Genomic DNA, 13,887 nt, shown 5'->3' on the forward strand with positions numbered 1-13,887 from the left:
ATACAAAAGTTTGCTAAGGGGCGAGAACAGAAATAGTACCTTCCATAGCCCTATCGCCTGCAGGTGCGAATTCTGAAGAGTGTGTATAACGGACAAATGCTAATGAGGCTCGTGAGTAAAAAGATTGCCGCCAAACCCAATAAGAGGTAGCCTAGAATACCGCTAATTAGCCCCTGCCAAAATAAGATGGCAATGACAATCGCAATCGCAATTCGAAGGATGCGGTCTGCACCGCCCATATTTTTTTTCATGATTATATATTTATGGATTGTATTGTTAGACATGCTTACACATCGGCCCCTTTCAACATTTTATTCCAGTATAGATAAGGGAGTCCGTATTTCTTCAACATCCACAAACGCCAGTGCTCTTTTGAACTGTCATTGATCAATAACTGTTTTAGCTTGGGATCCGGGATAAAGTTTTTATCGTAATCAAATTCAGCCAACACCATCTTACCATAATCGGTTACCAACGGACAGGAAGAATATCCATTGTACGATTTTGTGCCCAGACGATCGCGCTGCATCAGAAGATGAAGATTATCCACTACCACCGGAACCTGCTTTCGAATGGCCGCTCCTGTCTTGGCTGTTGGTAAGCCCGCGACATCGCCCAAACCAAAAACATTCTTGTACTGGGTATGTTGCAGGGTATGTTTATCTACAGAAAGCCATCCGTCTGCATTCACCAAGGCAGAGTTTCTGACGAAGTCGGGTGCCACACTAGGAGGAGCCGTATGGAGCATATCATAATGAATTCCGTAGCGATTTCCCTGAACGGTGACTTTGATATCTTTGTAGTTATATTGAAAATTATCGTCAATGGTTTCGTTGTTTTCAGCTTCGGCCATCACCACACATCCTCCTGCGGTTACATCTTTGGTCAACTCATACCAGGCGATGTTGTTGGCTCCATCCACTTCCACCAATTTGTGGTAAAATCGAATGTTAATGTCCTTTCTATCGATCACTTTCATGAGCGTTTTGGCTATTTCCTTTACGCCAAAGATCACCGTACCTGCGGTTGCGAAAATTACCTCTGATTTATCGCGTACGCCCGTTTTACGAAAATGACTATCGGCCAAATACATGATTTTTTGAGGAGCGCCTCCACATTTAATTGGCGTTGCAGGCTGCGTAAAGAGCGCCGTACCTCCCTTAAAGTTTTTTATTACCTCCCAGGTGTGTTGAGGGTCGGTATAGTTGCTACAAACCACACCCGAATCCATCGCCTCTCCTAAGCCGGGAACAAGACTAAAATCGTATGCCAGGCCGGGACAAACCACCAAGTAATCGTAGGTTATAGTACCCTGCTTGGCCGTATGTATGGCATTATTATCGGGGTCGAATGCCGTGGCCTTATCTTGAATCCACTGCACTCCTTTGGGCATTACCGATGCCATGGGTTTTGCAGTTTTAGAGAAATCGTAGGTCCCCGCGCCCACAAGCGTCCATGCCGGTTGGTAATAATGTGTGTCGGCAGGTTCTATGATGGCGACATCCTTTGCTCTCTGCTGTGATAACAATTGTGCCGCCGTCATGATTCCGGCGGTTCCGCCTCCTATGATTACTATTTGATGATGCGTTGCCATAAAGAATAAAATTTCAGTGATTTAATAAATTTATTCATATTATTCTTTGTCTTTGGTAACTATTGTTACACATCCAATAATGGAGCCACATACTTTTTGTCTTGAGCATAAAAAAAGCGACCCATATGGGTCGCTTTGTTACAGTTTCGAGTGAATTCCTATTGTAAGGTAGAAGGACACACATAATCGGTGGTGTTGATCCCAGCGTCCTTCATGGCTTTAAATCCGCCTTGTACATCAATAAGGTTGTGAATGCCTCGGCTTTTCAAAATAGAAGCGGCGATCATACTTCGATATCCCCCCGCACAATGCACATAAAAGGTTTCCTCTTCGGGATATTCCGCAAGGTGCTCGTTTAACGTTGAGAGCGAAGTGTGCTTGGCATCTACGACGTGTTCTGACTCAAATTCTCCGGGCTTTCGCACATCAAAAACTGGCACTTTATAGTCTGAATCTTCCAACGCCTGTAGTACTTCGGATGCGGCTACTGAAGTGACCGTATCGTATTCTTTAGAGGCCTTTTTCCAGGCTTCGAATCCTCCTTCCAAATATCCTAAGGTATTGTCGAAGCCTACTCGAGAAAGGCGCGTGATCGTTTCTTCAATTCGGTCTTCCTCAGCGATCAGCAAAATGGGTTGCTCCACGTCTTTGATAAGATCTCCTACCCAAGGAGCAAAGCTCCCGTCAATGCCTATAAAAATAGAACCCGGAATATGACCTTTGGCGTATTCTTGCTGATGGCGAACATCCAGCATCACTGCTCCGGTTTCGTTCGCGGCCGCTTCAAAAGCGTCTGGAGATAAAGCGCTTTGCCCTTTCTCGATAACTTCTGCCACATCCTTATAACCTTCTTTGTTCATTTTTACATTCATCGGAAAATACGCAGGTGGCGGAAGCAAACCATCTGTCACTTCTTTGATAAACTCCTCCTTCGACATATCTGCGCGCAAGGCGTAGTTCATCTCTTTTTGGTGTCCTAAAGTATCCACCGTTTCCTTCATCATATTCTTTCCGCAGGCACTTCCGGCGCCATGGGCCGGATACACAATGACCTCATCCCCCAACGGCATGATTTTGCTGCGTAAACTATCGTATAAGATTCCTGCCAGCTCCTCCTGGGTGATATCGTCTGCTTTTTGAGCCAGATCCGGCCGCCCGACGTCCCCTAAGAATAAGGTGTCACCGGTAAACAAAGCATGGTCTTTACCGTCCTTATCACGAAGTAAATACGTTGTGCTTTCCATGGTATGCCCTGGTGTATGCAACACTACGAAGGTAACTTCGCCTAGCGGAAATTCTTGTTTGTCTTTTGCAATGATTGCGTCGAAATTTGGGTTCGCATTCGGACCGTAAATGATGGGAGCTCCCGTTTTTTCGGAAAGTGTCACATGCCCCGAAACAAAGTCGGCATGAAAGTGTGTTTCAAAAATGTACTTAATGCTGGCATTGGCTGCCTTTGCCTTTTTGATGTAGGGATCCACTTCACGAAGGGGATCAATGATGGCAACCTCACCGTTACTTTCAATATAGTATGCGCCTTGCGCAAGACAACCTGTATAAATTTGTTCGATTTTCATATTCCTCATATTTCAATAAAACGCAAGGAGGTACTCCTACGTTTTAGGTACAAAATTAAGACCTATATTTTTGATAGTAGGCAACTCATGTTACCAATTTTAAATTCAATTGGGAACTCAACCGTTACCCAATTTCTTTATAAATGATATAAACAGCCATGACGAGTACGAACCAGCCAAAGACTTTTTTCAGTTTTTTTCCGTCGATAAAATTATTTAACCAAATCCCTACAAAGATGCCCACAATAGATAATCCGGTAAAAATTCCTAAAAAGGACCAATCAATTGCGAAGTTTTGAAGGTCTCCCACAAAACCGATTAGTGATTTAATAGCAATTATCAATAAGGAGGTGGCCACCGCTTTTTTCATGGGCAATTTTGCCAGCAATACGAGCGCAGGAATGATCAAAAAGCCTCCACCCGCGCCAACAATTCCGGTAATCACTCCAACAACCACTCCCTCGATTACAATAAGTGGATAATTATACGTAGGAGCTTGCTCCTGAAGATCTTCTTTCCGCTTGTTTCTAATCATCGAAAAAGAAGCCAACACCATAATCACCGCAAAAAATAGCATGATCGCCAGATTTTTGGTAACGAGCCAACCGTTGATTTCAAATAATTCTTCCGGAATTGCCGGAATTAAATAAGCTCTTGTGAGATACACCGCAATAAAGGCGGGGAGCGCAAAAATAAAAGCAGTTTTTAAATCGACATTTCCCTTCATCATATTTTTTACCGCACCCACCAACGAAGTGGCGCCCACCACAAATAGTGAATAGGCTGTCGCCAACACCGGATTTAACCCCAAGGCATATACGAGGATGGGTACCGTAAGAATAGAACCGCCCCCACCTATAAGACCCAAAACGAGTCCGATGAACAAGGCCCCAAGATATCCAAGAATTTCAACTAGTTCCATGCGTTTCTATACGTGTTTAGAGCATCTCGATAGCACTTCGGTGCAAGCGTATAACACCATCATTTTCCATTTTTTTTAGTAAACGTGACACCACCACCCGACTCGTATGCAGGTCGGCTGCAATCTCTTTATGCGTTATATCGATGTGAGTATTATTCAAAATCTTCACCTTTTCTTCCAGGTAATGCATCAAACGCGTATCCATATTATTGAAGGCAATATTATCGATGCTCTCCAAGAGCTCCATCAAGCGAATGTGATAACTATCCATCACAAAATGACGCCATGACTTGTACTTGCTAGACCAATATTCCATTTTGGAAACCGGGATCATTAAGAGTCGAACATCAGTTTCGGCCACGGCATGAATTTCACTGCGTACATCACTTAAACAACAGGTCATGGACATGGCGCAGGTTTCTCCACGCTCTAAATGGTATAACAACAATTCTTCTCCTTCGGCATCTGGTCGTAAAATTTTAATACTTCCTTCCAATAATAATGGGATCGAACGTATGTACTGCCCCGGTTTAATAAGGTCGGCTCCCTCAGGAACCTCCATAAAAGTCCCCACTCGATTCATTTCTTCGATTAGCGCAGGTTCAAAAGAAGCAGCAAAATATTGTTTGAGTTCTTGTATCATTACGAGGGTTGCTTTTGATTCGCTTTGGGTTCGTACGCAAAGAAAAAATGAGCCCAAATCGACTTAGAAACAGCCCCAATATACGGCATCAATAGCAGTAAGACCCCGACGATGGTCCATAAAATTTCAGCAGGACCTAATTCCCAACCCAATACTAAAGTGGTAAGATAAGTGGCGATAGCTAGGGCAACGCCCACAGCATACGACACATACATGGATCCCGTAAAAAAGCTGGGTTCCATCGCGTATTTCACATGACACGAAGGGCAAGCATCATGTACCTTGTTCATTTTAGAAATGCGATACGGATGCGATTCAAGCAGATCGCCTTGTCGACAACGCGGACATTTCAGAAAGAGAACACTATAGAGATAGGTGCGACGTATTGACATAACTTAATTTTTGTACAAAAGTAGGGCTTCTCAACAGAGGCTACCGTAACAAAAGTTACCAAGTTGAGGTTGTCCATTCCTTTGAATAGTCTATCTTTAATTTTCAAATCACTCCATTATGAAAGTATTTTTTACATTCGTTATGCTCTTTTCCATAGTTCACGTTAACTTGGGCCAGGAACAATTTGGCGGCGCGACCTTGTACACGGTTCGGAATGAAATGGAAAAATCTCCAAAAGAAACGCTGAAGGCCATCGCCGACATGGGTTACGTAAATATTGAAGTTACCGGATACAAGGAGGGCATGTTCTACGGAATGACTCCTTCGGAATTTAAAGACTATGTAAGCGGTCTCGGACTCAATGCCGTGAGTGGTCATTTTGCCAGCACCACCTATGATAATGCCGATACCCTCATTGCCGATGCCAAAGCGGCCGGACTCCAATACTTTGTGATTCCCATCCCTCCTATGGGACATTTTACTTACGATCCTGCGACGCAATCCATGGGCATGAAAGATGATGTAGCCTTTGTCAACACCTTTCTGAATGAGATCGGAAAAAAATGTAAAGAATCTGGATTGCAGCTGCTGTATCACAATCACGATTTTGAATTCAAAGAGATTAACGGGGTACGTCCATTGGATTACTTTCTGGAAAATACCGATCCCGAATACGTAAATTTCCAATTAGATCTCTATTGGATCACCAAAGCCGGTGAAGACCCACTTTCCTATTTTGAAGCCTATCCAGGGCGATTTAAGATGTGGCATGTGAAAGATATGGATTCCGAAGGGAAGTTTGCTCCGGTAGGCAAAGGAACCATCGATTTTGCACGTATTCTGGAGAAGCACGATCAATCCGGACTCGAATACTATATTGTGGAGCAGGACATGACATGGGAATTAGCGCCTTTGGAAGCGATAAAAATAAGTAGACAGGGACTGAAAAAGTTTGGATTTGATGGGTTCCAGTAAAGCTTCGAAAAAAGCTTTTCTACTTCCCTTAATCCTCAAAGACAGCTAACCATAAAAGCTTGTTTTCGCTATAGAAAATAAGAGTGATTTCTTCTCCCTAGTGAACGATAAGTTTCTTTTGCATTTTTGAACCATCTTGGGCTGTCAACCGAACAATATAGAGACCTGACGGATAAGTTTCCAATGACACTAGAATCTGCTCTTCTCCAGATAGTTGTCTCGTTAGCTTACGCTTTCCTTCCAGAGTATAGACCTCCACCGACCTTATAGCGGCTAGGCCGAAAATACCACATGTGTTTGAAGTGCGGTCCATAACAAGCCTTACAGTGTCGAACCCACTAGATTGTTCTTCTATTCCGAAGGTCACGGTGGGATCGCAAGAAGGGATCGCTTCCAGATTGGTATAAAACGAAGTTCCTTCCTTGAAAAAACAACTTAAATGACCTACGTCATTTATATTGGGAGTGCCTCCGGGCGCCGTGATAATAGATAGCGAACCCACGCCTTCTACCCAAACTGGGCGTTCATCGCTATTGGTATTGGCAGCCGTAGGGGAAAGATAAAAATGACGGTATAGATTGCCATCCGCCAAGGGTCGATTGACAATAGAGTCTAGTACATAATATCCGGCATTCTCTTCAAAAGGAGTGATGGGGTTTTTCATATCAATAGAATCTCCTACTTCCATTCCAAAATCGTATAACAAATATTGGCGGTTAGCGGTAGGTAAAAATAAATTCAGATAAACCTTGCGCGTGGCAATGTCTTCGCGAAGCAGAAAGCCCCTTGAAATATAATGATACCCGTCCAGGATTTTATATGATAGGCCATCTACCAAGGTATCTCCATCGGTATAATAAATGTCGGTTAAACAACCCGAATTGCAGGTGGTGAATTGCCATTCATTGAATTGATCCAAAAGTGGCACATACTCCTGCGACTGCAGACTATAAGTGAAGAGAAGCACTATTATGAATACGTACTTTTTCATTTCGGTCAGGATACGTAAAAATATAAATTTTATCGAGACTTTACATTTCTAAGCGATTCATCTGATAGGACAACAGTGATGAGCTTACTCCCTATACTGCTAATCCCCAAAAGGGATTATTGGTTTCTTTTGCGGAGTCAGCGGGATTTTGTTCCAATCTCCCTCTTTTGGCATTGTGCAAATGCCAATGTCTAAAAAGTAAAAAAACCGCTAGAGTAAACTCTGCGGTTTTTTAATTTTAAGCCTAGCGCTTGTTTGCGGAGGAAGAGGTTACTGAACTTCTTATAGGTTAATATCACTTAATAATACTGTTAACCTATGTTTTTTCAATATTTATCAATAATTTTATAACTTGTTTTTGGTGTGAAATTCGCATTAAATATGCTATTACTTACACCTCTACTTACACCCCGTTATTAATATGCGTTCAACATTCAATCTTAAAGATACTAATAAAGATAGACCTACATCCATCAGATTTATTGTCTTTTTTAAAAATGAAAATAAAAAAATGGTTTACTCTACCGGAGAAATCATTCACCCAGATGATTGGGATTTTGAGTCAAGACAACCCAAACATCTTACAGGTAGAAATGCTAAAGCTAATGAGATGCGAATGATTAAGCATCAATTAGACAGATATCAGAATAAATTAATAGAACTGGCCAACCGATTTAAGATCTTAAATCAGGAGCTCACTATTGATCAAACAAAGAAAGAATTCAACAAAGAATTTAAACGCGCTAAAAAGAAAGCTAATCAATTCTTTGAAGTATATGAACTCTTTCTAGAAGAACGAAAAAGTGATCAATCAAATCACGCTAATAGTGAAACCACAATCAAAAGGTATTCATATAACAAAAAATTATTGGAAGACTTTCAAGAGTATAGAAATAAGGAGATTCGATTTAATCAAATTGATGATTCTTTCTTTAATGAATTAGTTAACTATTGTGTAACTCAGAAAAAGCATGCCGTAAATACTTTGAGCAGAAACATGGGCTTGTTTAAAACATTTATGAACTGGGCCTTTACAAATAACTATACATATAAAGAGGATTACAAAAGCTTTAAGAATATTAAAAAAGAAGTTACCCAAGAAGTTGCCTTAACATTAAACCAAGTTAAGGAGGTCTATGAGCACGACTTCAGTAATAACAGAAGACTACAGCGTGTTCGCGATTTATTTGTTTTTGGATGCGCAACTGGTATGCGCTTCAGTAACTACTCTCTTGTCAACAAAAGTGATGTGTATAATGGGCATATACATGTTCGTGATAAAAAGAATTCCAACAAGCTTTTACAAATTCCATTAAATGACTTTTCACTTGCTATACTTGAAAAGTACGATTATAAACTTCCCAAAATAGCAAACCAAAAATTCAATGATTACATCAAGGAAGTTTTTGAAAAATTGGAATATACACAGGATGTTAAAAAGACTTCTAAAATTGGAAATAAGGTTATTGAAAAAGTAATGCCTCTTTATAAACGAATTTCAAGCCATACGGCAAGGCGTAGCTTCATAACTATCATGAAGAACAAAAAGATACCAGATAAGGTAATTATGAGCTATACAGGCCATAAAAGCCTTGAAATTTTTAATAAATACTACAAGCCTAACGAAGAAGAAAAGGCAGAATTCATGAAATCAGTATGGAGCATTTAATGAATTCATTAAAGGAATTTATCGAATTTAATTTTGGTGCGTTTCGTAGACATTATCAGCCAGGTCTTATTGGTATGTTTCCTTCATCTGAGGATAGAAAGGCAGAAAATTTTGCAAGTAAACTCCTTACTCAATTAAGTAGAGTCAAACTAAGAGAACATTACCAAAATATTATTGATGAGTTATTAATTGAATCAAGTATTAAAGCAAAAAAGAATCATGAAAGAAGAATGAATCGAATTGTTGCTAGGTACTTTGAGGATAACCAAGCTGTAGAACGAATTAAATATGAAAACAGAAAGAGTGAGCAATATTTTGAAATTTCTGAACACTTGCGAATCGCATTGCATGAATTTTATTCTGGCAAAGGTTCAATTCAAGATATTCTCACAATACTAATAGAAAAGACTTATATGTTTAAAAACTCTATAGGATCACTTCTTTTCATTACAGATATTAGATCATTCGCCGAACAACAACTCCTAAGTTTTTTTACCTATGAATTAATAAGGCAATCAAAAGAAGGAGAAATAATCAAACCTTTGAAATCTCTATTTCGATTGGAAGATAAATATCATGATATGATTGAAATACTTATCCTGAACAAGTTAATAACTGCTATTGAAGAAGATGACACTTTTGATCTGATTGAAGAGTTTTTCAAGAATGAAGGTGTATCACCTGGAAAAACGATGGCAGCGATATTATTTCTATTCAAACGAAATAATGTATTGAAGAATGGAACTACAGAAAAACAAATGGCTGCATCTCTAAGTTATACTTTCAACATAGGTTATACCCAACAAGCTTTAAGTGGAGCTTTTTCTGATTTCAGAAATGATTTTGACCAATCTAAGTATAGAAAAGTAATTTATTTTCTATAGCTAACAAAAATCAATTATAGATTTTTTTAGTTGTACACAACTTGTACAACCAAATATATAACACAAAATTTCAATTTTGGCATTGTTAATTTAAATCTAGTTACAATGTCAACATTCATTTCCATTGAAAGCATATCTAAAGAAGAGTTCTGTCGATTGCTCGAAGATACTCTTGATGCTAAACTCAAGCAATATGGTGCAAGCGACAAACCAGAATATTTAACTGTACAGCAAATCAGTAAAATATTAGCAGTTACAGAACTGACGGTTTACAACTATATTAAAAGAGGTCTGATAAAATCTCTAAAGATTGGTAGACGGCATATGATTGAGAGGTCGTCCTTCCATGAGTCCCTTGCCGAAGTCAAATCCTTTAAGTATAAACGAAATGGATCTATGTAGAACCATAGAAATTCAAAACCTAAAGAAGAGATTCATTGGCAAAGGAGAAGTCAAAGGCTTTGGATTTACTCAAATTAGGTATGCGAAACGAGCATACATCTACGAAGTAGACTCTGGTAGTACTAAGTACTATGAAGTATTCAAAAAACGAATAAATCGGCGTTTCGCACTTATTTCTTATCCAAACTCAAAAGCATTTGGAAAATGGGCTTGGACCTGCCTGAGCATTAACGATGCAATTAAAAAATTTAAATCAATAGAAGATGAAAAAGTCTAAACTCAATATAAAATCAGAATTAGAATCATGCTTAATACAACCCTTTACAGTTGATATCCCGAATCCTCCTCCGTTATTAGCTTTTGATAACGTTCCCATTTTTACAAGAGGTAATATCTCAACCATATCTGGAGCTCCTAAAAGCGGTAAAACAATGATTCTTTCTTATCTAACTGCTATCTGCATGCAAGCAAACCCTAGTAATGCATACTTCAAAACAGACTGCAAGTTCCCAGGCATATTATACTTCGATACAGAACAGTCAATATATCATTCAAAAAAGTGTATCGAGCGTATTTGTAAAATAGCTGAAATTAGACAACAGCAAACCAACTTTAAAGCATTTGCATTGAGGAATAAGAGCGTATCAAAACGTTTGGAACTCATAAAAGCTGGTATTGAGAGTTATCCAGACACATCGTTAGTAATTATCGATGGTATTGCTGATCTGGTCGAATCATACAATGACGAGCATGAAGCTTCTAAAATTGTAAATATACTTATGGCTAAATCTCTTGAACAAAATTGTCACATATGTACAGTCATTCATATCACAAAAAGTTCAAAAGATGCCAAAGGTCACCTTGGATCTTTTCTCAATCAAAAATCAGAAAACGTATTTCTTGTTGAAAAAAGTGAGAATAAATTATCACTTAGAACAAAAGTTTCTAGAGATATATGTTTACCTGAACTTAAGTTTTCCATAAATCAAGATGGAATTCCTAATCTTTTAGGCCATACATCACACCCCCCCTAAAGGGGGTGTGATTGTATAGGCTCAAAAAAACATTAAAAGTAATAAGGAGGTACCTGTATGGTTCCTCCTTTCTTTATGCTCAATAATTATTGAGCAATCATTTATTTTATTAACCAATAAAGTCCTAGAAATAGGCATTTAAATCATGAGAACTATTCTTAATGAGGACATTGTTATTGTCCTAACTGACCGAGGCTATGTAGCTTCAATTGAAGAAGTAAATTTACTTTTTTGGAATTTACCTTCTATAGATATTTTACTTGATGAGGTAAAAAAGAAATTTCCTTTAAAACATATTCATATTTTAATTGATGATAAAATCTTTTTTGAAAAAGTTGATCAGGTTGTTGAAGAATACCTTTCAAGTATTCATCTAACAACAATAAGCTATTGCTTGTTAAATGTTAATACAAAAACTCGAACAGGAGTTTTACAAGTCAAAAAAGATATTCCTAATACGATGAGTGTTGAACTTAATGTTTCAATATCTCCCTTACTAGCCTATAAAATAAAAACCAAAGATAAAAAGGAACTTAATCCTAATGATAATTATCTCGGAACCATTTTTACCAGTAGTTTAAATTCTCCAGATCCTAAAGAAAATCCTTTTAGATTAGTTGAATTCGTTCCTGATAGCAATTCTAATATCCCTAGAAATTTTCGGTTAGAGTTAGTTTATGAAACTAGTTCAGAAAAGGTTGATGATAATGGAAAGCAGAAATTTAAGTTCCGGAAAAGAAGCACAGATTATTTTAAAAGATTTGAATTCTTTTCTGTTTCGAAAAAAATGGAGAATTGTAGAAGTAGTATAAAAATTGTTCCAGCTTTAAGCAAAATAGAGGATGCTATTTCTTAAAATCAAAAAGTTGTTTCGGGCTTATTTTAAGTCCTTTGGCAATGGCATTTACAGTAGTAATCTTAGTATTGATAATACCTCTTTCGATTCTACTTATTTGAGAATATTCTAATTCTGAGGCGTGGGCTAAATCCTCCATACTCATATCTCTCTCATGGCGAACTTTTCTAAGATTGTCACCAAAAGCTTCAATAAATTTTTTGTCTAACTCAGATTTACTCACCGAGCTAAAGTCGGTACAATCTATGTAAAATATTATGGCACGTGTGCCATAATTTCTATCTTTGGGGAAACTCCCCAAGGTGTTAATTTAATTATATTAAATATGAAAAATTCCTTTGTACTGGTCTTTTTGGCCTTGTTATTATTGAATTGCTCAAAAGACAATTCAAAAAATGAAACCCCACTAGATTTGTTATTGGGAGTTTGGTATGTCAATGAACATATCAACAATAATGGGGAAAACCCAGTTGTTTCAGATTGTGAAAAAATGGATGAGCGCATCTTTTATGAAGATGGCACATTCTTGTTTTCTTATCACGTTGAATCTTCTGGTATTCCTTGTTTTAAGGATGGAGAAGAAACAGGAACTTGGCAGCGTACTGAAAATACTCTTACAATTCATTACGATGATTTTGATCCTAATGGACCTAATGAAATGGATTTTGAAATAGTAAATCTCAATGAAGACGAGTTGAGGTGGCGATTGATAATTCCAGAAAGTGACTATGACAGAACAACTATTTTAATTAAATAATATGTTGAAGAAAGTTATAGGTATTGTTCTTTTAGTTTGGTTCTTTTTTGCATTCAATAATTACCTAGATGCAAAATTTTATGGAAATACTGCAGCAGCCATTGGTGAATTTATGCCAGTAGGCTTATTAGGTTTAATTGCCATTATTTTAGTTAGCAGTAAATCAAAAAAGAAAAACAAAGAATAGATAAATTTATAATTATTATTAACCCAAAAGGGGAAGCAATTAAGCTTCCCCTTTTTTTATACACAAACATTATGATACACAATATCTCAGAAATAGAAATAGTTTACAAGCCTTCTAAGCTATCAAATACTTTAAAAATAAAAAGTAGTCTTACCGCTTATAAAGTTATAAAGAGTAATTGGAATAGTGATACGATAGAACTATTTGAAGAATTTAAAGTAGTCCTTTTAAATAATTCTAATGAAGTTTTAGGAATTTATACTTTATCAAAAGGTGGCTATACAGGAACCATAGTTGATTTACGGATTTTGTTTGCCATTTTATTGAAAAGTGCTGCAGTAGCATTTATTACAGTACACAACCACCCTAGCTCAATATTAAAGCCATCTCAATCTGATATACAGATTTACAAAAAAATAGAGAAAGTTGCACAGTTTCACGATATCAGTTATTTGGATAATTTAATAATTACCAATCAAGGGTATGTAAGTTTTAAAGATGATGGAATCCATAATTTATAGTTTATTATAGCTCAAATAATTACTTTCTTTTGAAAAATTATATATAATACACCTAAGCGAGTATATTTACCAATTAAACTCCCCAAGTTTTATTTTTTTTTAATTCTAAATAATTGGTAGGATTAATATTTATTTATCACAGCCAATCAAAATGCTAAACAACGCGCTCGCGATATTATTGACCAAAAATTACAAGCACGTTGGAAAGCGGAACAAAACAAAAGACAGAGGATTTTGAGGCACGAAAAAACTGGGTTTTGTTTTGAGGGAATTTATTTAACTAAAATTCTAAGATCTATTTCTGGATTATCTTCCAGCATTACAATTTCATTGTAAAATAAAACAATTATTCTATTTTGATTTAACTCTTTCATTAACCTTTTTGTTAGAAACAAAACACTTTCCTTAAATTTCTTTTCATCTAATGAAAATTTGGGTAGTTAATAAATTCTATCTTTAATGATGGTTCTACTTGTCCGCTC

The 13,887-nt window shown here is 37.4% G+C and carries 17 protein-coding genes; 9 read left to right on the plus strand and 8 right to left on the minus strand.

The annotated features are described in order from the left end of the window. Positions 1-50 precede the first annotated feature (50 nt). The 6 genes from PO830_RS10220 to PO830_RS10245 form a co-directional block, all read right to left on the minus strand. Entirely contained in the window at positions 51-251 is a 201-nt protein-coding gene (locus PO830_RS10220; RefSeq protein ID WP_272853466.1) for a YgaP family membrane protein, read from the minus strand. A gap of 35 nt (positions 252-286) precedes the next feature. Further along, positions 287-1,594, minus strand: a complete 1,308-nt coding sequence (locus PO830_RS10225; protein WP_272853467.1) for an NAD(P)/FAD-dependent oxidoreductase — start codon at positions 1,592-1,594, stop codon at positions 287-289. Positions 1,595-1,752: 158 nt separating this feature from the next. Then, on the minus strand, positions 1,753-3,171 hold the full coding sequence (locus tag PO830_RS10230; RefSeq protein ID WP_272853468.1) for an MBL fold metallo-hydrolase: 1,419 nt from the start codon (positions 3,169-3,171) through the stop codon (positions 1,753-1,755). Positions 3,172-3,295: 124 nt separating this feature from the next. Continuing rightward, positions 3,296-4,093, minus strand: coding sequence for a sulfite exporter TauE/SafE family protein (locus PO830_RS10235; protein ID WP_272853469.1), 798 nt, complete (start codon positions 4,091-4,093; stop codon positions 3,296-3,298). Positions 4,094-4,109: 16 nt separating this feature from the next. After that, positions 4,110-4,736, minus strand: a complete 627-nt coding sequence (locus tag PO830_RS10240) for a Crp/Fnr family transcriptional regulator (protein WP_272853470.1) — start codon at positions 4,734-4,736, stop codon at positions 4,110-4,112. After that, positions 4,736-5,128, minus strand: coding sequence for a DUF983 domain-containing protein (locus PO830_RS10245; RefSeq protein WP_272853471.1), 393 nt, complete (start codon positions 5,126-5,128; stop codon positions 4,736-4,738). Before PO830_RS10245 ends, PO830_RS10240 begins: the two co-directional genes overlap by 1 nt. Before the next feature lie 118 nt (positions 5,129-5,246). Here PO830_RS10245 and PO830_RS10250 point away from each other — a divergent pair, with 118 nt between their 5' ends. Then, positions 5,247-6,104, plus strand: coding sequence for a sugar phosphate isomerase/epimerase family protein (locus PO830_RS10250; protein ID WP_272853472.1), 858 nt, complete (start codon positions 5,247-5,249; stop codon positions 6,102-6,104). A gap of 97 nt (positions 6,105-6,201) precedes the next feature. Here PO830_RS10250 and PO830_RS10255 read toward each other — a convergent pair whose 3' ends face one another. After that, the gene (locus PO830_RS10255) at positions 6,202-7,095 is read right to left on the minus strand and encodes a T9SS type A sorting domain-containing protein (protein ID WP_272853473.1); all 894 of its coding nucleotides are present in this window, start codon (positions 7,093-7,095) and stop codon (positions 6,202-6,204) included. Positions 7,096-7,516: 421 nt separating this feature from the next. On the opposite strand from PO830_RS10255, the gene PO830_RS10260 reads away from it, so the two are divergent. The 5 genes from PO830_RS10260 (at position 7,517) to PO830_RS10280 (ending at position 11,940) form a co-directional block, all read left to right on the plus strand. Beyond that, the gene (locus PO830_RS10260) at positions 7,517-8,764 is read left to right on the plus strand and encodes a tyrosine-type recombinase/integrase (protein WP_272853474.1); all 1,248 of its coding nucleotides are present in this window, start codon (positions 7,517-7,519) and stop codon (positions 8,762-8,764) included. Further along, positions 8,752-9,648 (plus strand): hypothetical protein, encoded by an 897-nt coding sequence (locus tag PO830_RS10265; protein WP_272853475.1) that lies wholly within the window; start codon positions 8,752-8,754, stop codon positions 9,646-9,648. Before PO830_RS10260 ends, PO830_RS10265 begins: the two co-directional genes overlap by 13 nt. Positions 9,649-9,753: 105 nt before the next feature. Continuing rightward, complete coding sequence (locus PO830_RS10270) at positions 9,754-10,050, plus strand: helix-turn-helix domain-containing protein (RefSeq protein ID WP_272853476.1); 297 nt, start codon at positions 9,754-9,756, stop codon at positions 10,048-10,050. Positions 10,051-10,313: 263 nt separating this feature from the next. Beyond that, positions 10,314-11,084 (plus strand): AAA family ATPase, encoded by a 771-nt coding sequence (locus PO830_RS10275; protein WP_272853477.1) that lies wholly within the window; start codon positions 10,314-10,316, stop codon positions 11,082-11,084. Between the two features lie 145 nt (positions 11,085-11,229). After that, positions 11,230-11,940, plus strand: a complete 711-nt coding sequence (locus PO830_RS10280) for a hypothetical protein (protein WP_272853478.1) — start codon at positions 11,230-11,232, stop codon at positions 11,938-11,940. On the opposite strand, the gene PO830_RS10285 is transcribed toward PO830_RS10280, so the two are convergent. Then, positions 11,930-12,163, minus strand: a complete 234-nt coding sequence (locus PO830_RS10285) for a helix-turn-helix domain-containing protein (protein WP_272853479.1) — start codon at positions 12,161-12,163, stop codon at positions 11,930-11,932. The two genes, PO830_RS10280 and PO830_RS10285, sit on opposite strands and share 11 nt — an antisense overlap. Before the next feature lie 102 nt (positions 12,164-12,265). Between PO830_RS10285 and PO830_RS10290 the strand changes: the two genes are divergently transcribed. The 3 genes from PO830_RS10290 to PO830_RS10300 all read left to right on the plus strand — a co-directional run bounded on the left by PO830_RS10290 (position 12,266) and on the right by PO830_RS10300 (position 13,405). Further along, positions 12,266-12,697: a lipocalin family protein gene (locus PO830_RS10290; RefSeq protein WP_272853480.1), complete on the plus strand. Its 432-nt coding sequence runs from the start codon at positions 12,266-12,268 to the stop codon at positions 12,695-12,697. 1 nt (position 12,698) lies between these two features. Beyond that, a complete protein-coding gene (locus tag PO830_RS10295; RefSeq protein ID WP_272853481.1) occupies positions 12,699-12,884 on the plus strand; it encodes a hypothetical protein in 186 nt (61 codons plus the stop codon). Between the two features lie 71 nt (positions 12,885-12,955). Next, the gene (locus tag PO830_RS10300; RefSeq protein ID WP_272853482.1) at positions 12,956-13,405 is read left to right on the plus strand and encodes a JAB domain-containing protein; all 450 of its coding nucleotides are present in this window, start codon (positions 12,956-12,958) and stop codon (positions 13,403-13,405) included. The last annotated feature ends 482 nt before the right edge of the window (positions 13,406-13,887 follow it).

Origin of the sequence: Altibacter sp. HG106 (assembly GCF_028561755.1) — a bacterium.
Taxonomy (GTDB): domain Bacteria; phylum Bacteroidota; class Bacteroidia; order Flavobacteriales; family Flavobacteriaceae; genus DFVG01.

Coding starts and splice junctions, on each gene's coding strand:
- PO830_RS10240 (WP_272853470.1), bottom strand. CDS start 4,736: ATGATACAAGAACTCAAACAATATTTTGCTGCTTCTTTTGAACCTGCG.
- PO830_RS10280 (WP_272853478.1), top strand. CDS start 11,230: ATGAGAACTATTCTTAATGAGGACATTGTTATTGTCCTAACTGACCGA.
- PO830_RS10265 (WP_272853475.1), top strand. CDS start 8,752: ATGGAGCATTTAATGAATTCATTAAAGGAATTTATCGAATTTAATTTT.
- PO830_RS10300 (WP_272853482.1), top strand. CDS start 12,956: ATGATACACAATATCTCAGAAATAGAAATAGTTTACAAGCCTTCTAAG.
- PO830_RS10235 (WP_272853469.1), bottom strand. CDS start 4,093: ATGGAACTAGTTGAAATTCTTGGATATCTTGGGGCCTTGTTCATCGGA.
- PO830_RS10275 (WP_272853477.1), top strand. CDS start 10,314: ATGAAAAAGTCTAAACTCAATATAAAATCAGAATTAGAATCATGCTTA.
- PO830_RS10255 (WP_272853473.1), bottom strand. CDS start 7,095: ATGAAAAAGTACGTATTCATAATAGTGCTTCTCTTCACTTATAGTCTG.
- PO830_RS10225 (WP_272853467.1), bottom strand. CDS start 1,594: ATGGCAACGCATCATCAAATAGTAATCATAGGAGGCGGAACCGCCGGA.
- PO830_RS10230 (WP_272853468.1), bottom strand. CDS start 3,171: ATGAAAATCGAACAAATTTATACAGGTTGTCTTGCGCAAGGCGCATAC.
- PO830_RS10245 (WP_272853471.1), bottom strand. CDS start 5,128: ATGTCAATACGTCGCACCTATCTCTATAGTGTTCTCTTTCTGAAATGT.
- PO830_RS10250 (WP_272853472.1), top strand. CDS start 5,247: ATGAAAGTATTTTTTACATTCGTTATGCTCTTTTCCATAGTTCACGTT.
- PO830_RS10260 (WP_272853474.1), top strand. CDS start 7,517: ATGCGTTCAACATTCAATCTTAAAGATACTAATAAAGATAGACCTACA.
- PO830_RS10270 (WP_272853476.1), top strand. CDS start 9,754: ATGTCAACATTCATTTCCATTGAAAGCATATCTAAAGAAGAGTTCTGT.
- PO830_RS10220 (WP_272853466.1), bottom strand. CDS start 251: ATGAAAAAAAATATGGGCGGTGCAGACCGCATCCTTCGAATTGCGATT.
- PO830_RS10290 (WP_272853480.1), top strand. CDS start 12,266: ATGAAAAATTCCTTTGTACTGGTCTTTTTGGCCTTGTTATTATTGAAT.
- PO830_RS10295 (WP_272853481.1), top strand. CDS start 12,699: ATGTTGAAGAAAGTTATAGGTATTGTTCTTTTAGTTTGGTTCTTTTTT.